At 62.3% G+C, this 15,441-nt stretch carries 17 protein-coding genes; 13 read left to right on the top strand and 4 right to left on the bottom strand.

Going from position 1 to position 15,441, the window contains the following annotated elements:
- The first annotated feature begins 6 nt into the window (after positions 1-6).
- Genes THI_RS11290 through THI_RS11260 form a run of 7 tightly spaced genes read left to right on the top strand, consistent with a single transcriptional unit; the run spans position 7 to position 5,501 of the window.
- Positions 7-573, top strand: a complete 567-nt coding sequence (locus THI_RS11290; protein WP_407830067.1) for an OmpH/Skp family outer membrane protein — start codon at positions 7-9, stop codon at positions 571-573.
- Between the two features lie 32 nt (positions 574-605).
- Positions 606-1,673, top strand: a complete 1,068-nt coding sequence (gene lpxD, locus THI_RS11285) for a UDP-3-O-(3-hydroxymyristoyl)glucosamine N-acyltransferase (RefSeq protein ID WP_013106380.1) — start codon at positions 606-608, stop codon at positions 1,671-1,673.
- A complete protein-coding gene (gene fabZ, locus THI_RS11280; protein WP_013106379.1) occupies positions 1,670-2,119 on the top strand; it encodes a 3-hydroxyacyl-ACP dehydratase FabZ in 450 nt (149 codons plus the stop codon). Before lpxD ends, fabZ begins: the two co-directional genes overlap by 4 nt.
- An 8-nt stretch (positions 2,120-2,127) precedes the next feature.
- Complete coding sequence (gene lpxA / locus THI_RS11275) at positions 2,128-2,919, top strand: acyl-ACP--UDP-N-acetylglucosamine O-acyltransferase (protein ID WP_013106378.1); 792 nt, start codon at positions 2,128-2,130, stop codon at positions 2,917-2,919.
- A gap of 4 nt (positions 2,920-2,923) precedes the next feature.
- Positions 2,924-4,075: a lipid-A-disaccharide synthase gene (gene lpxB, locus THI_RS11270; RefSeq protein WP_013106377.1), complete on the top strand. Its 1,152-nt coding sequence runs from the start codon at positions 2,924-2,926 to the stop codon at positions 4,073-4,075.
- On the top strand, positions 4,072-4,716 hold the full coding sequence (gene rnhB, locus THI_RS11265; RefSeq protein ID WP_013106376.1) for a ribonuclease HII: 645 nt from the start codon (positions 4,072-4,074) through the stop codon (positions 4,714-4,716). Before lpxB ends, rnhB begins: the two co-directional genes overlap by 4 nt.
- Positions 4,713-5,501, top strand: coding sequence for a TrmH family RNA methyltransferase (locus tag THI_RS11260; protein WP_013106375.1), 789 nt, complete (start codon positions 4,713-4,715; stop codon positions 5,499-5,501). The genes rnhB and THI_RS11260 overlap by 4 nt, the downstream gene beginning before the upstream one ends.
- A gap of 3 nt (positions 5,502-5,504) precedes the next feature.
- Here THI_RS11260 and THI_RS11255 read toward each other — a convergent pair whose 3' ends face one another.
- Both THI_RS11255 and ppsR read right to left on the bottom strand, forming a co-directional pair.
- Positions 5,505-6,563 carry a DegV family protein gene (locus THI_RS11255; RefSeq protein ID WP_013106374.1) on the bottom strand — a complete coding sequence of 353 codons (1,059 nt, stop codon included), beginning with the start codon at positions 6,561-6,563 and terminating at the stop codon, positions 5,505-5,507.
- A gap of 12 nt (positions 6,564-6,575) precedes the next feature.
- A complete protein-coding gene (gene ppsR / locus THI_RS11250; protein ID WP_013106373.1) occupies positions 6,576-7,394 on the bottom strand; it encodes a posphoenolpyruvate synthetase regulatory kinase/phosphorylase PpsR in 819 nt (272 codons plus the stop codon).
- A 139-nt stretch (positions 7,395-7,533) separates the two neighbouring features.
- Between ppsR and ppsA the strand changes: the two genes are divergently transcribed.
- From ppsA to dnaB, 6 genes are all read left to right on the top strand, one after another.
- The gene (gene ppsA / locus THI_RS11245; RefSeq protein WP_013106372.1) at positions 7,534-9,921 is read left to right on the top strand and encodes a phosphoenolpyruvate synthase; all 2,388 of its coding nucleotides are present in this window, start codon (positions 7,534-7,536) and stop codon (positions 9,919-9,921) included.
- A gap of 159 nt (positions 9,922-10,080) precedes the next feature.
- Entirely contained in the window at positions 10,081-10,443 is a 363-nt protein-coding gene (rpsF, locus tag THI_RS11240; RefSeq protein ID WP_013106371.1) for a 30S ribosomal protein S6, read from the top strand.
- Positions 10,440-10,757 (top strand): primosomal replication protein N, encoded by a 318-nt coding sequence (gene priB / locus THI_RS19630; protein WP_370512656.1) that lies wholly within the window; start codon positions 10,440-10,442, stop codon positions 10,755-10,757. The genes rpsF and priB overlap by 4 nt, the downstream gene beginning before the upstream one ends.
- 3 nt (positions 10,758-10,760) lie before the next feature.
- Positions 10,761-11,051, top strand: coding sequence for a 30S ribosomal protein S18 (rpsR, locus tag THI_RS11230; RefSeq protein WP_013106369.1), 291 nt, complete (start codon positions 10,761-10,763; stop codon positions 11,049-11,051).
- Positions 11,052-11,066: 15 nt separating this feature from the next.
- Complete coding sequence (rplI, locus tag THI_RS11225; RefSeq protein WP_013106368.1) at positions 11,067-11,519, top strand: 50S ribosomal protein L9; 453 nt, start codon at positions 11,067-11,069, stop codon at positions 11,517-11,519.
- Between the two features lie 138 nt (positions 11,520-11,657).
- Positions 11,658-13,016, top strand: coding sequence for a replicative DNA helicase (dnaB, locus tag THI_RS11220; RefSeq protein ID WP_041608999.1), 1,359 nt, complete (start codon positions 11,658-11,660; stop codon positions 13,014-13,016).
- 23 nt (positions 13,017-13,039) lie between these two features.
- Here dnaB and THI_RS11215 read toward each other — a convergent pair whose 3' ends face one another.
- Both THI_RS11215 and THI_RS11210 read right to left on the bottom strand, forming a co-directional pair.
- Entirely contained in the window at positions 13,040-14,716 is a 1,677-nt protein-coding gene (locus THI_RS11215) for a PhoH family protein (RefSeq protein WP_013106366.1), read from the bottom strand.
- Between the two features lie 258 nt (positions 14,717-14,974).
- A complete protein-coding gene (locus tag THI_RS11210; protein ID WP_013106365.1) occupies positions 14,975-15,439 on the bottom strand; it encodes a peroxiredoxin in 465 nt (154 codons plus the stop codon).
- Positions 15,440-15,441 lie beyond the last annotated feature (2 nt).

The raw sequence follows: 15,441 nt of genomic DNA, 5'->3' as shown, positions 1-15,441 counted from the left end.
ATTTCCATGAAATTCCACACCCCATCTCTATCTCGCACTCTTCTGGCCGCGGTTTGTGCCACCGCGTTTTTGATCAGCACGCCTGTCATGGCGCAGACGGCGGCTCCCGCGGCTGGTGCGGCGGCCAACGCACCCTTCAAGATCGGCTTCATCAACACCGAACGGGTGCTGAAAGATTCAACCCTGGCCAAGGCGGCCCAGCAGAAGCTGGAGGCCGAGTTTTCCAAGCGCGATAAGGATCTGCAGGACATGGCGGCCAAGATCAAGGCGGCCAACGAGAGCCTGGAAAAGAACGGTCCGGTCATGTCGGATGCAGATCGCATCAAGGCGCAGCAGAATCTCGTGGACATGAACCGCGAATTCCAGCGCAAGCAGCGTGAGTTTTCCGAAGACCTCAATGCCCGCCGCAACGAAGCGCTGGCCTCGGTGCTCGACAAGGCCAACAAGGTCGTGCGCGACATCGCCCTGAAAGATCACTACGACATCATTTTCCAGGAAGCGGTGTACGTCAATCCGCGCATCGACATCACCGACAAGGTGCTCAAGGCGCTGGATGCTCAGTCGGGCAAGTGAGCCAGTCGGCTGTGTCGACGCCTGGCATCTCTATGGATGGCCTCACGCTTGAGCAGATTGCAGCCCGGCTTGGCGGCGAACTCATCGGAAACGGGCAAGCGGTCGTTCAGCGCCTGCGGCCTATCGGCTCGGCCTCTGAAACCGACATTACCTTCCTGAACCGGGACAAGCTGCGCCCGCAACTGGCCGAGACCGCAGCCGGTGCGGTCATCCTGCCCGAGTCGCTTCGCGGTGCGTTGCCGCGCTCGGGCAATGCGATTGTCGCCCGCGATCCTTATTTGTATTACGCACACCTGTCGCAGTGGTTCTGGGCCTTGCGGCAGCCGCCGTTTGAGCCGGGGTGTCATGCCACCGCGCAGATCGATCCTGCGGCTCAGGTTTCTCCCGCTGCACGGGTGGACGCCTTTGCGGCCATCGAGGCGGGTGCGCAAATTGGGGAAGCGGCGCATATTGGGGCAGGCTGCTTCGTGGGGCGCGATGCCGTGATCGGCGCCGGCTCGGTGCTGCATCCGCGCAGTAGCGTGGCCTGGGGGTGTCGACTCGGAGCGCGTTGCGTATTGCAGTCGGGCGCGGTGGTCGGCAGCGATGGCTTTGGTTATGCGCGGGATGCCAGCGGCGCCGGAGTGAAGATCGCCCAGGTCGGCATTGCCGTGTTGGAAGACGATGTAGAGGTGGGAGCGAACAGCACCATCGACCGCGGTGCGCTCGACAATACCGAAATCGGCTTGGGCGTGAAAATCGACAATCTGGTACAGATTGCTCACAACGTGCGCATCGGCGCGCATACCGCGCTGGCGGGTTGCGTGGGCATATCGGGCAGTGCGGAGATCGGCGCCTACTGCTTTATCGGCGGAGGGGTCGGCATTGCGGGGCATTTGAGCATTGCCGATGGCGTGGTCATCGGCGGCATGTCGCTGGTTTCGCGCTCCGTGCGTCAGCCGGGCATGTACACCGGCGCTTTTCCGCTCGACACTCATGCCAACTGGGAGCGCAATGCGGCGACCGTGCGCCAGTTGCATCAACTGCGAGACCGCATCCGCCGTTTGGAACAACATATAGAACAACACACCGAGTCTTTGAAAACAGAACCATCGACATGACGACCACGCAAGACATCACGCAAATCCTTGAACTGCTTCCGCATCGTTACCCCATGCTGCTCGTCGATCGCGTGGTCGAGCAAGTGAATGGCAAGTACATCAAGGCCTACAAGAACATCACTTTCAACGAGCCGTTTTTCACCGGTCATTTCCCGCAGAAGCCCATCATGCCTGGTGTGCTCATTCTTGAGGCGCTGGCGCAGGCTTCGGGCATTCTGGCGTTTGGTTCGGTGGGAAAAACACCGGCGCAGGGGTCGCTGTATTACTTGGTGGGCATCGACAATGCGCGCTTCAAACAGCCCGTAATTCCGGGCGACCGGCTCGATCTGTACGTTGAGATGACGCGCAATATGCGGGGCATCTACAAGTTCACGGCAGAGGCTTCGGTCGAGGGCCGCGTGGTCGCGCAGGCCGAATTGATGTGCACCGAGCGCAGCGTGCCCTGAAGGCCAGCATGCCCAAGATTCATTCCACGGCGCAGGTCGATCCGGGCGCGGAAATCGCCGACGATGTCGAGATCGGCCCCTACGCCCTGGTCGGCCCCAAGGTGCGCATCGGTGCGGGCACGCGCGTGGGCGCGCATGTCATCATCGAAGGGCGAACCCGTATTGGCGCCGACAACCGGCTGCATCCGTTTAGCGTGATCGGCGGCGAGCCGCAGGACAAGAAATACAAAGGCGAAGATACGGCGCTGGAGATCGGCGACCGCAATGTGATCCGCGAATACTGCACCCTGCACATCGGCACGGTACAAGATGGCGGCATCACCCGGGTCGGAGACGACAACTGGATCATGGCCTATGTGCATATCGCGCACGACTGTCAGGTGGGCCACCACACCATCTTTGCCAACAATGCGCAGCTGGCCGGCCATGTTCATGTGGGCGACTGGGCCGTGCTGGGCGGCTATACCGGCGTGCATCAGTTCGTGCGCATCGGCGCCCATGTGATGACCGGCATCAGCTCGGTCATCCTGCAGGACGTACCGCCCTACACCCTGGTGGCAGGCAATCCCGCCAAACCGCACGGCATCAATGCCGAAGGGCTGAGGCGCAGAGGCTATTCGCCCGATCAGATCGCCGCGCTGCGCGCCGCCTACCGTGTGCTGTATCGGCAAGGGTTGTCGCTGGAGCAGGCGCGCGCCGCGCTGGCCGATCTGCTGGCCGAGCGGCCGCAGGCGGCCGAGGCGGTTAACGCGCTGCAGGCGTTCCTGGCCGAGGCTGGGCGTGGCATCGTCCGGCCCTGAGCGGATGATGACCGCCCGTGCTTCGGCGACATTGGCCTTCGTCGCTGGTGAGGCTTCCGGCGATCTGCTGGCCGGGCATTTGCTCAGGGCCCTGCACGACCGGGCGCCTGGTCTAAGCAGCGTGGGCATCGGCGGGCCGCGCATGCAGGCCGCGGGTTTCGATGCCTGGTGGCCCAGCGAACGGCTCGCGGTGAATGGCTATGCCGACGTGCTGGCGCGCCTGCCCGAACTGCTGCTGATGCGCCGGCGTTTGCGCGGGCGCCTTCTGGCCGAACCGCCGGCGGTGTTCGTCGGGGTGGACGCGCCGGATTTCAATTTGCAGTTGGAACGTCGCCTGCGGCAGGCGGGTATACCGGTTGCGCATCTGGTGAGCCCGTCCATCTGGGCGTGGCGGCGCGAGCGCATCGAACTGATTCGCCAGGCTGTGGATCACATGCTCTGTATTTTTCCCTTCGAGCCCGCGCTTTATGCCGATACGGGCGTGAAGGCGACTTACATCGGCCACCCCCTGGCCGAGGTCATTCCCCTGGAACCCGACCGCGAGGCGGCGTGCCGGGCGCTGGCTCTGCCCGCAGACGGCCGTTGTCTGGCCGTGTTGCCAGGGAGTCGCCGAGCCGAGGTGAAGCATCTCATCGCGCCGTTTTTGGCCGCCGCCGCTTTGCTGGTGCAGCGCGGCCTGATGTCACGGGTGGTTGTGCCGATTGCTCATGCGGGCCTGCGACCCATGGTGTTGCAGGCGGCGGCCGCTCATCCCGACCTTCCCTTGCACCTGATCGACGGCCAGTCGCACACCGTTCTCGCAGCCTGCCATCTCGCCCTGGTCGCCAGTGGCACTGCCACGCTGGAATGTGCCTTGTTCAAGCGGCCCATGGTGATCGGCTATCGCATGTCGGCGCTCTCTTACCGCATGATGTCGGGCCGGGGTTATCTGCCCGATGTCGGGCTGCCCAACATCCTCGCAGGCAAACGTCTGGTGCCCGAGCTGTTGCAGCACGATTGCACCCCGCTGGCCCTGGCCGATGCGGCCAGCGACTTGCTGGAGCACCCGGCGCAATTGCAGCACCTGCAAGACCGCTTTACTGATATGCACCTGAGTTTGCGGCGCGATACGGCCGCGCTGGCCTCGCAGGCCATTCTCGACATGATTCCGGCATGACGCAGGCCACCTTATTCGCCGCAGAATACGGTGCTCCTGTTGCCCTGATTGCCGGCTGCGACGAAGTCGGGCGCGGGCCGTGGGCGGGGCCGGTGGTGGCCGCGGCCGTGGTGCTCGATCCCGCCCATCCCATTGCCGGGCTGGCCGACTCCAAGCTGCTGAGCGCTCGCCGTCGCGAGGAACTCGATGCGCACATCCGGGCGTACAGCCTGGCTTGGAGCATCGCCGAGAGCTCGGTCGAAGAAATCGATCAGCGCAATATTCTGCAAGCCACGCTGCTGGCCATGCAGCGCGCCGTGGCGGCGCTGCCCTGCAAGATCGACCTGTTGCTCGTCGATGGCAATCAGACGCCCCAGGTGGCCATGCCCTGTCGCGCCATCGTGGGCGGCGATGCGGTGCAGCCTGCGATCAGCGCGGCTTCCATCATCGCCAAGGTGTACCGCGATCGCCTGATGACCGAGCTGGCGCAGCGCTACCCGGGTTATGGTTTCGAGCGCCACAGCGGCTACGGCACCGCGGCGCACCGCGCGGCGTTGCTTACACTGGGGCCCTGCGCCGTACACCGCCGCAGCTTTGCCCCTATCCGCCGCCTGTTGGCTCAGTCTATCCGCCCTCCCACGTTGAAGGACGTCGTGTCGTGAAGCGTATTACCTCGGCTGAAAACCCGCTAATCAAAACCCTGCGCAGCCTGTCCACCGAACCGGGCGCGGTGCGCAAGCTCGGCCAGGTCTGGCTCGAAGGCATTCATCTCATCGAAGCCGCGCTTGCCGCAGGCCATGCCGCCGAGCCGCTGATCACCACCGATACAGGCCTGCTCGACCCGGAAATCGCGGCGCTGGTCGAGCGCGTCGGCACCACACAGACAGTGGTCTTGCATCAGGCCCTGTTCAACTGGATCACTGCGGTGGAGAACGGCCCGCCGGTGGGCATGCTGATCGCCCGTCCCAAGTCGTCCAAGCCCCGTCCGGGCAGCGCGCTCATCCTCGATCGGGTGCAGGACGCCGGCAATGTGGGCACCATGCTGCGCACCGCCGCGGCATCGGGCTGCGGCGCGGTGTATCTGCTGCGGGGTTGCGCCGGGGTGTGGTCGCCCAAAGTGTTGCGCTCGGCCATGGGCGCGCACTTCGTCATTCCGGTATTCGAAGATCCGCCCTGGGAGCAGGTGCTCAACATCGTGCCGCGCCCGATCTATGCCACGCACATGCAGGCTGACACGGTGTTGTACGAACTCGATTTGAAGGAACCCGTGACCTGGATCTTCGGCAACGAAGGACAGGGGATTTCAGATGCCCTGGTCGCCAAGTGTTCCGCGCTGGTGCGCATTCCCCAGGCCGATGGCGTGGAGTCGCTCAACGTCGCCGCGTCGGCGGCGATCTGCCTCTACGAGGGCGTGCGGCAGTCTCAGTTCAGCAAGACGCTGAGCTAGGTTTTAGCCCGCGGGCTTGCGCAGCAACGCCAGCGACAGCGACTGGGCCGAGGCCCAGACTCGGCCACCCAGACTCATGTGGGTGACGTGGAGCTTCACTTCATTTTCAGCGGCCATTTTTTTCAGCGCTTGCATTTCGGGCCAGTCGCGCAATTCGCGAATGCTGCCATCGAAGCTGAGCTGAATCACCGGGGCCGCAAGCGCGTTTGTCCAGATGGCTTGCGCCGCCGCGTCGATCACCCGCGACGCTGCCGATTTCCACTTGCTCGTCCGCGCTTCCAGACCGAACGCCCCGGCTTTGCAACTCAGCACCGGATAGCGGTGCATGATTTGCGTCAGCCGCGTGCTGCAGGCCTGCACCCAGGGAGACAGATCGGGATGCTCAAGCCGCCCTAGCGTGAAAGCGACATCGGCGGGATGACCCGGCGCCAGCCACACCTCGGTCTGGTCGGCCAGCGTTTGGGCAAGTCGCCGCAGACCCGGGATATCGCCCATGCGCATCTCGGGAGAGTTCAGCAGCAGGCGCGCCTGCAGGGCCGGGCCGCTTAGCAGTGAACGGGTGTTGATCACCTCCAGGGCATAGTCGGGCCGGAGGTGGCGTTCGCGGCGCAGGTGGGTGATTTCGTCCTGATGATCTTTGAACATCTGCTCCACGCTGCGGCTGGCCTCCACCAGGGCCGGATGGGTGGCCAGCAGCAGCAGCCGGTCGAAGTTGAGCGCCAGATGCGGGTGCATGCGGTAGCTCAGCGCCTCGACGGATGGCGCGCTGACCTCGGCGCTGCGGATGCGCTCGTGGCTGAGCTGGCGCGAAACGGTGCGGACTTCTGCCGTCCCTTTGTCCAGCAGCGTTCGGCCCGGCCACTGGATGGTCAGCGGCAGAATGCGCACCCGCCGGTCCGCCGCCATCGTGCCCGACAGATCGGTGCCCGCATCGACCATCAACCCGGTGAGCGGAATCTGCGCCCGGTCGGGGTCGATGGGCAGCGCTTCCTCGCGCTCGGGAATTTTTTGTTGGGTCGAGGCGAATCCCAGTAGGTAGGCGTTTTTATCGTCGTCGTGCATGGCGGATGGCGCTCAATATTCCAGCCGATCCGGGCGGATCTGCTGCAGGATGGTGGTGGCGATCTCTTCGATGGACTTGTGCGTGGACGACAACCAGCGGATGCCCTCGCGCCGCATGAGTTTTTCCGCCTCACTCACTTCATAGCGGCAGTTGTCGAGCGCCGCGTAACGGCTGTTGGGCCGCCGCTCGGTGCGGATTTCGCTCAGACGCTCGGGCGTGATCGACAGCCCGAACAGTTTGTGCCGCAAACCGTTCAGCCCGTCGGGCAGGCGCATGCGCTCGAAATCGTCGGGAATGAGCGGATAGTTCGCCGCCCTCACGCCATGCTGCATGGCGAGATAGAGCGAAGTGGGTGTTTTGCCGCAACGCGACACGCCCACCAGAATGACTTCAGCCTCGGTCAGATTTCGGGTGGACTGGCCATCATCGTGCATGAGCGAAAAATTGATCGCGTCGATGCGGTTGTGATACTGCGGGCTGTAGGCCGCATCGGAAAATCGTCCGATGCGATGGTTGGATTTGGCCCCGAACGCCACTTCGAGCGGTTGCACGAAGCTGTTGAACATGTCGAGCACCAGCGCGCGTGCGCCCTGAATGATGTCGAGCACGTCCGGGTGCACCAGGGTGACGAACACAATCGGCGGCTTGCCCTCGGCGCGTTCGACCTCGTTGATGCGCTCGACCGCATGCACCGCTTTCTCCACCGTGTCGACAAACGGCAGGCGAATGCGGTGGGGCTGCACGTCGAATTGCGCCAGAACAGAGTTGCCGAAGGTCTCGGCAGCGATTCCGGTGCCGTCCGAGACGAAAAAGACCGAGCGGTTAGGCATGTGTCAGCGTTCAAAACCTAGAATGAGCCGCATTGTCAGTGTGACTTGCGAAGACGGCGATACCAACTCGAACAAGACCTGTCATTTTCGCCACGATCACGCCGAGCCCAGTTTTTTCATTCTATGAAGGACTTTCATCATGACCCAGCAAAACACCGCCCACAGCGGCAATGAGCTCATTTTGCAGCTCGATGATGTGCGAATGAGCGACATCGATCAGGTCGGCGGCAAGAATGCGTCGCTTGGAGAAATGATCAGCCAGCTCTCCGGCAGCGGGGTTCGGGTTCCAGGCGGGTTCGCCACCACGGCGCACGCCTTCCGGCAATTCCTGCGTGCCGGGGGACTGGGGGAGCGCATCGAGACGATGCTCAAAGAGTTGGACGCCGACGATGTGCGCGCCCTGGAGCGCTGCGGCGCGCAGATCCGCCAGTGGGTGATCGAAACGCCGTTCCCGGCCGATCTGGAGCAGGCCATCCGCGGCGCCTATGCCGATCTCACTGCGGGCAATCCAGAGGCTTCGTTCGCGGTGCGGTCTTCAGCCACGGCGGAAGATTTGCCCGACGCTTCATTCGCCGGGCAGCAGGAAAGTTATCTGAACGTGAGCGGCATCGACGCGGTGCTGGAAAAAATCAAGCACGTCTTTGCCTCGCTCTACAACGACCGCGCGATTTCCTACCGGGTGCACAAGGGCTTTGTGCACAGCGATGTGGCGCTATCGGCCGGTGTGCAGCGCATGGTGCGCAGCGACAAGGCAGTGTCCGGCGTGATGTTCACGCTCGACACCGAGTCGGGCTTTCCGGATGTGGTGTTCATCACCGCGTCCTACGGCTTGGGCGAGACGGTGGTGCAGGGGGCGGTGAATCCTGATGAGTTTTACGTGTTCAAGCCCACGCTCAAGGCGGGCAAGGAGGCGGTGATCCGCCGCAATCTTGGCTCTAAACTGATTCGTATGGAGTTTGCACCCGCGGGTTCGCCGCATCTGGTGCAGACGGTCGACACTCCGTCCGAACTGCGCAACCGCTACTGCCTGACTGACGCCGAGGCGCAGGAGCTGGCGCGCTTTGCCATGACCATCGAGGCGCATTACCAGCGTCCGATGGACATCGAGTGGGGCAAGGACGGCATCGACGGCCACCTCTACATCCTGCAGGCTCGCCCCGAGACGGTGAAGTCCAACGGACACACGCGTACCGAACAGCGCTACACCCTGAAGGGCAAGGGTGCCGTGCTGGTCACGGGTCGTGCCATCGGCCAGAAAATCGGCGCCGGACCGGTGCGGGTGGTGCATTCCATCACCGATATGCACCTCGTTCAGGCGGGTGATGTGCTGGTTACCGACATGACCGACCCGAACTGGGAGCCGGTGATGAAAAAGGCCTCGGCCATCGTCACCAACCGCGGGGGGCGCACTTGCCACGCCGCCATCATCGCCCGTGAACTCGGCATTCCCGCTGTGGTCGGCTGCGGGCATGCGACCGACGTGCTCAAGGACGACATGCTGATCACGGTGTCCTGCGCGCAGGGCGATACCGGCCAGATCTACGACGGCCTGCTCGAAACCGAAGTGACCGAAGTCGCCCGCGGCGCCATGCCCGAGGTGCCGACGAAGATCATGATGAACGTGGGCAATCCCACCCTGGCCTTCGATTTTTCGCAGGTGCCCAATCAGGGCGTGGGTCTGGCGCGTTTGGAGTTCATCATCAACAACAACATCGGCGTGCATCCCCGCGCGGTGCTCGAGTATCCGAATGTCGACTCCGATCTAAAAAAGGCGGTGGAGAGCGTGGCGCGCGGCCATGTCAGCCCACGTGCGTTTTATGTGGACAAACTGGCCGAAGGAATCGCCACCATAGCCGCGGCGTTCTATCCCAAGCCCGTCATCGTGCGCTTGTCTGACTTCAAGTCCAACGAGTACAAAAAGCTCATCGGCGGCTCGCGCTATGAGCCGGACGAAGAAAACCCCATGCTGGGTTTCCGCGGGGCTTCGCGTTATGTCTCACCCGACTTTGCGCAGAGTTTCGAGATGGAGTGCGTCGCCCTCAAACGGGTGCGCGAACAGATGGGGCTGGACAACGTCGAGATCATGGTGCCCTTCGTTCGCACGCTTGGTGAGGCTGAGGGCGTCATCAATCTGCTGGGTCGTCACGGCCTCAAGCGCGGAGAAAACGGCCTGCGCATCATCATGATGTGCGAAGTGCCGTCGAACGCCGTGCTGGCCAAGGAGTTCCTGCAATATTTCGATGGCTTCTCCATCGGCTCCAACGACCTGACCCAGCTCACCCTGGGGCTGGACCGTGACTCCGGCTTGGTGGCGCAGGCTTTCGACGAACGCGATCCGGCGGTGAAGGTGCTGCTGGCGCAAGCCATTGCCGCCTGCCGCGCCGAGGGCAAGTATGTGGGCATCTGCGGTCAGGGGCCGTCCGATCACCCCGATTTGGCGCAATGGCTAATGGAGCAGGGTATCTCGTCGATCTCGCTCAATCCCGACACCGTGATTGCCACCTGGCAACAGTTGGCGAAACATTGAGAGCCTCGAAGACGATTCGTCTATAATGCTTGGTTCCTTGCCGCACCGGTTGTGCCGGAATTGACGCTTTTTGCGCTCCGGGCGGCTTCTATCCACAAGGACAGCGCGTAGGCCTCACCCTAAGGGGGGCTGCGCCCTGCCGCATTTGAAGGAATCTGCATGCGTCACTATGAGATTGTGTTGATTTTCCACCCGGATCAAAGCGAGCAAGTGCCCGCGATGATTGAGCGCTACAAAAGCGCCGTGACCGCCAAGGCGGGCCAGATCCACCGGGTTGAAGACTGGGGCCGCCGCCAACTGGCCTATCCCATTCAGAAGCTTGCCAAGGCGCATTACGCCTGCATGAATATCGAGTGCGACCTGGAAACCCTGCGCGAACTCGAGCACAGCTTCAAGTTCAACGATGCCGTGCTGCGCAGCCTGGTGATCAAGACGGACAAGGCCGAAACCGCGCCTTCCATCATGATGAAGCAGGTCGAGCGCGACGAGGCTCGCAAGGCCCAACAGGAGCAAACAGCCTGAAAAATGGCCTGAATAGCGGCCAGATCAATCGGCTCGAACTTCAGGGCATTTTGGCCGAGCGGGGCGAACTCCGCTACACGCCGGCCGGAATCGAAGCACTGGATTTTGTGTTGCAGCATCAATCGACCCAGTCCGAGGCAGACATGCCTTGCGAAGTGCAGCTTCAGATCGGCTGTGTCGGGTTTGGGAAGATTGCTCACGAAATGCACCGTCTCAGTCCTGGAGTCCTGTTACAAGTTTCCGGTTTCCTGCGTGCATCGCGTCGCGGCTCGCGCCAGATGAAGTTGCACGTCACACAATACATTGAGGTTTAAATCATGGCACCACCACGCAAATTCGACAAAAAGAACGACCCGAAGCGCGCTCGTCGCAACCAGCAGTCTTCTCTGTTCAAGCGCAAGCGCTTCTGCCGTTTCACCGTCGCCAAGGTTGAGCAGATCGACTACAAGGATGTCGATGTGCTCAAGGATCTGATTGCGGAAAACGCTCGCATCATTCCCGCCCGCCTGACCGGCACCAGCGCGCACTACCAGCGCCAGCTCAACACCGCCATCAAGCGCGCGCGCTTTCTGGCGCTGTTGCCCTACACCGACCTGCACAAGGGCTAATCCGGGGACGACACCATGCAAATCATTCTTCTCGAAAAAGTTCTGAACGTCGGCAATCTGGGTGACGTGGTCAAGGTCAAGGACGGCTACGCCCGCAACTTCCTGATCCCCAAGAAGATGGCGCGCCGTGCCACGGCCGCGGCCATGGCGGAGTTCGAGGCGCGTCGCGCCGAGATGGAAAAGCTGGCGGCTGAAAAGCTGATGCAGGCGCAAGCCGCCGGTGAGAAGCTCAATGGCCTGGTCATCACCCTGGTGCAGAAAGCCGGTGTGGATGGCCGCTTGTTCGGCTCCGTGACCCACGGCGACGTGGCCGAAGCCCTGGCCAAGCAAGGCATTGAAGTGAGCAAGTCGCAGGTTCGCTTCCCGGCGGGTCACGTCAAGACCACGGGTGAGCATCCGGTATCGATCGCCCTGCATACCGATGTCGTTACCGACATCACCCTGCAGGTCAAAGCCGAAGCGATGTAATCGCGGGGTTTTCGCGCTGGACACAAGGGCCGCGAATGCGGCCCTTGTTGTCTCTGCTTTGTTTCTGGTTTGTGCCGCTGCGTGCGGCACAATGCCAAATCGCTTTTTATTTTTGGATGGCATTTGCCGCCTACCGCCATGCAAGACCAAGCCCTAGACGCCATTCGCACGCCGCCGCACTCCATCGAGGCAGAGCAGTCGGTGCTGGGCGGGCTGTTGCTCGACAACCAGGCCTTCGACAAGGTGGCCGATCTGCTGGTGGCGGCGCAGTTTTACCGCTTCGAGCACCGGGCGATTTTCCAGGCCATCGCCGACCTGATCAATCTGAGCAAACCGGCCGACGTGATCACCGTGCTGGAGGCGCTGCAATCCATCGGCAAGCACGAGGAATGCGGCGGACTGCCCTACCTGAATTCGCTGGCGCAGTGTGTGCCCAGCGCTGCGAACATTCGCCGATATGCCGAGATCGTGCGCGAGCGCGCGGTGCTGCGCCAACTGGTGACCATCAGCGACGAGATTGCACAGAACGCGCTCAACCCGCAAGGGCGGGGCGTGCAGCAAATTCTCGACGAGGCCGAGTCGCGTATTTTCGCCATCTCGGAGGAGGGGGCCAAATCCGCCGCGGGCTTCCAGTCGATGAAGGGCCTGCTGGGTGAGTTGCTCAAGCGGGTGAGCGAGTTGGCCGAGCGCGGCGGCGCTGATACCACCGGGGTGCCCACGGGTTTTGCCGATCTGGACCGGATGACCGCGGGTTTGCAGCCTGGTGATCTGGTCATCGTTGCCGGCCGTCCTTCCATGGGCAAGACGGCGTTTTCGCTGAACATTGCCGAACATGTGGCGATCAATGAGCAACTGCCGGTGGCGGTGTTCAGTATGGAAATGGGCGCGTCGCAGCTGGTGTTGCGCGTGGTGGGTTCGATGGGGCGGATCGACCAGAGCCATCTGCGTACCGGCCAACTCTCCGAGGACGAGTGGACGCGTCTGCCCGAAACCATCGAACGCTTGCAAGACGTGCACATGCACATCGATGAAACCCCGGCGCTCAATCCGCTGGAACTGCGGGCGCGTTCGCGACGTCTGGCCCGTCAGTTCGGCGGGCGGCTGGGCTTGATCGTGGTCGATTACCTGCAGCTTATGTCGTCGTCGCGAGACGGCGAGAACCGCGCCACTGAAATTTCCGAGATTTCACGCTCGCTCAAGGCTCTGGCCAAGGAACTGCATTGCCCGGTGATTGCCCTGTCGCAGCTCAATCGCGACCTCGAAAAGCGCACCGACAAACGACCGGTGATGAGCGATCTGCGAGAATCGGGCGCTATCGAGCAGGATGCCGACGTGATCCTGTTCATCTACCGCGACGAGGTCTACAACAAAGACTCGAAAGACGCCGGGGTGGCTGAAGTCATTATTGGCAAACAGCGTAACGGGCCGATCGGCGTGGTGCATCTCGCCTTCCTCAAGCCGCTGACGCGGTTTGAAAACCTGACGCGCGAATTCTGATCGCGCGCCAGCTTCTCCCGCGCTTACAGCACTTCGCTGGCGTAGTCGGCCAGGCGGCTGCGTTCGCCTCTGGCCAGGGTGACGTGACCACTGTGGCCCCAGCCCTTGAAACGGTCCACCACAAAAGTCATGCCTGAGCTGCCTTCGGTGAGGTAGGGCGTGTCGATCTGCGCGATATTGCCCATGCACACCAGCTTGGTGCCGGGGCCCGCGCGGGTGATCAGGGTTTTCATTTGCTTGGGCGTGAGGTTCTGAGCTTCGTCGATGATGACGTATTTGTTGAGAAACGTGCGGCCCCGCATGAAGTTCATGCTCTTGATCTTGATCTTGGAGCGGATGAGATCTTGCGTGGCGGCCCGGCCCCACTCGCCGCCCGAGTTGCCCCCTTCGCTCTGATTGAGCACTTCGAGGTTGTCGTCGAGCGCGCCCATCCAAGGGCCCATCTTTTCTTCTTCGGTGCCCGGTAGGTAGCCGATGTCTTCGCCCACTGGAACGGTCACGCGGGTCACGATGATTTCGTTGTACCGCCGGGCGTCCAGCACCTGAGACAGGCCCGCGGCCAGCGCGAGCAGGGTCTTGCCGGTACCGGCCTGTCCCGCCAATGTGACGAAATCCACATCCGGGTCCATCAGCAGGTTGAGGGCGAAGTTCTGTTCGCGGTTGCGCGCCGTGACGCCCCAGATGGCGTTTTTCTGGTGCGTATGGTCGCGCATGACCTGCAGCACGGCGGTGTTCGCGCGGATTTCCTTCACTCGCGCGTAGAGCGGCGGGGCGCTGCCGCTCTCCCAATAAACCGCCTGATTGACCAGCATCTGTGCGACGAACTTGCCCTGCACCCGGTAGAAGGTGTTGCCGCCCTGCTGCCAGCTTTCCACCGACTTGGCCTGCCGATCCCAAAAATCGGGCGGTAGCACCATCATGCCGGTGTAGAGCAGATCGGCGTCGTCTAGCGTCTTGTCGTTGGCGTAATCCTCGGCATGCAGCCCCAGGGCGCGGGCTTTCACGCGCATATTGATGTCCTTGGACACCAGCACCACAGGCCGCTCGGTATGAATGTGCGTGAGATCCTGCAGCACCGCCAGGATCTGGTTGTCCGCCTTGCCCTGAGGCAGTGCGATGGGCAGTTCGACATCGTGCGCGCGGGTCTGGAAGAACAGGCGTCCCTTGGCCTCCGCATGGCCGGTGCGATTCAGCGCGATACCTTGGTCGATGCCGCTGCCGGTATCGGCCACCAAAGCATCGAGCTCACGGCTGACCTGGCGGCCATTGCGCGCCACTTCCGACAGGCCCTTTTTGTGCGCGTCCAGTTCTTCCAGCGTGACCATTGGCAGATAGATGTCGTGCTCTTCAAAGCGGTAGAGCGACATCGGGTCGTGCAGCAGCACATTGGTGTCGAGGACGAACAGCTTGGCGGGTTGCTGGGCAATGGGTGCCCGCTTGGGCTGCACCGCCTTCTGGGCGGGGCGATCCGCAGCAGCGGGGGCGACCTCACGCGGTATCGGCTGGCGTGTTTGGCGCGTGGATGCCGCGGGCCGCGTCGCCGCCGACACAACTGCGACCGTCGGCGCGGTCTCCTGAGGTATTGGGCGGGCCTTGTCGAGCGCCGTGGTTTTTCGCGAAGCGGAGGGCGTCTGTGTGGTCGACGGAGCAGCTTGGGTCAGCAGGCTGCCCATGGACTTGGGTGGGGGAGGCAGGGGCATGAGGCGTATGGATAGGCTTGCAGACGTGGGAAGGGGATGGAGTAGGAGATGCTGATTCAGGGGCGGCTAGACCAGCAAAACGCAACAAAAAAACCGCTGACCATCGCGAGACGGTACAGCGGCTTTCACATGGTTGGCCACCTCAGGATGAGATCTGCGCCTGCTGTCGATGCAGAGCATGCGCAACCCGCGCTGAGTGCCCAGGGTGCTGCGGAGTCTGAGGTTCAAAACAAAGCGCCGCGTTGGGGTGATTGGGGTTCAGAGTTTCTGGATGACGTCGAGCACTTCGTCAACGTGCCCCGCGACTTTGATCCCGCGCCATTCCTGCCGCAGGACGCCGTCGGCATCGATGACGAAGGTACTGCGCTCGATGCCCTTGACCTTCTTGCCATACATGATCTTGTTCTTCACCACACCGAACATGTGGCAGAGCTTTTCTTCCGTATCAGCGATCAGGTCGAACGGCAGTTCGAGGTGCTCCTTGAACTTTTCGTGCGACAGCAGGTTGTCGCGCGAGATGCCGAAAATCACGGCATTGGCCTGCTCGAATGCTTCGAAGTTGTCGCGAAAGTGCATGGACTCGGTGGTGCAACCGGGCGTCATGTCCTTGGGGTAGAAGTAGAGAACAATTTTTTTGCCCAGATAGTTTTTCGGGCTGAACTGCACGCCACTGGTGGCGGCGGCTTCGAAATCGGGAACCACTTTATTCAAGACCAAAGCCATGA

The organism is Thiomonas arsenitoxydans (genome assembly GCF_000253115.1).
In the GTDB taxonomy this organism is placed as follows: domain Bacteria; phylum Pseudomonadota; class Gammaproteobacteria; order Burkholderiales; family Burkholderiaceae_C; genus Thiomonas; species Thiomonas arsenitoxydans.
The sequence above is the reverse complement of the archived record's forward strand: the minus strand, read 5'-3'. Positions and strand labels throughout refer to the sequence as shown.

What these genes read in the sequence shown, in the direction of transcription:
- THI_RS11290 (WP_407830067.1), top strand. Translation starts at nt 7, where the DNA reads ATGAAATTCCACACCCCATCTCTATCTCGCACTCTTCTGGCCGCGGTT.
- lpxD (WP_013106380.1), top strand. Translation starts at nt 606, where the DNA reads ATGGATGGCCTCACGCTTGAGCAGATTGCAGCCCGGCTTGGCGGCGAA.
- fabZ (WP_013106379.1), top strand. Translation starts at nt 1,670, where the DNA reads ATGACGACCACGCAAGACATCACGCAAATCCTTGAACTGCTTCCGCAT.
- lpxA (WP_013106378.1), top strand. Translation starts at nt 2,128, where the DNA reads ATGCCCAAGATTCATTCCACGGCGCAGGTCGATCCGGGCGCGGAAATC.
- lpxB (WP_013106377.1), top strand. Translation starts at nt 2,924, where the DNA reads ATGATGACCGCCCGTGCTTCGGCGACATTGGCCTTCGTCGCTGGTGAG.
- rnhB (WP_013106376.1), top strand. Translation starts at nt 4,072, where the DNA reads ATGACGCAGGCCACCTTATTCGCCGCAGAATACGGTGCTCCTGTTGCC.
- THI_RS11255 (WP_013106374.1), bottom strand. Translation starts at nt 6,563, where the DNA reads ATGCACGACGACGATAAAAACGCCTACCTACTGGGATTCGCCTCGACC.
- ppsR (WP_013106373.1), bottom strand. Translation starts at nt 7,394, where the DNA reads ATGCCTAACCGCTCGGTCTTTTTCGTCTCGGACGGCACCGGAATCGCT.
- ppsA (WP_013106372.1), top strand. Translation starts at nt 7,534, where the DNA reads ATGACCCAGCAAAACACCGCCCACAGCGGCAATGAGCTCATTTTGCAG.
- rpsF (WP_013106371.1), top strand. Translation starts at nt 10,081, where the DNA reads ATGCGTCACTATGAGATTGTGTTGATTTTCCACCCGGATCAAAGCGAG.
- rpsR (WP_013106369.1), top strand. Translation starts at nt 10,761, where the DNA reads ATGGCACCACCACGCAAATTCGACAAAAAGAACGACCCGAAGCGCGCT.
- rplI (WP_013106368.1), top strand. Translation starts at nt 11,067, where the DNA reads ATGCAAATCATTCTTCTCGAAAAAGTTCTGAACGTCGGCAATCTGGGT.
- dnaB (WP_041608999.1), top strand. Translation starts at nt 11,658, where the DNA reads ATGCAAGACCAAGCCCTAGACGCCATTCGCACGCCGCCGCACTCCATC.
- THI_RS11215 (WP_013106366.1), bottom strand. Translation starts at nt 14,716, where the DNA reads ATGCCCCTGCCTCCCCCACCCAAGTCCATGGGCAGCCTGCTGACCCAA.
- THI_RS11210 (WP_013106365.1), bottom strand. Translation starts at nt 15,439, where the DNA reads ATGGCTTTGGTCTTGAATAAAGTGGTTCCCGATTTCGAAGCCGCCGCC.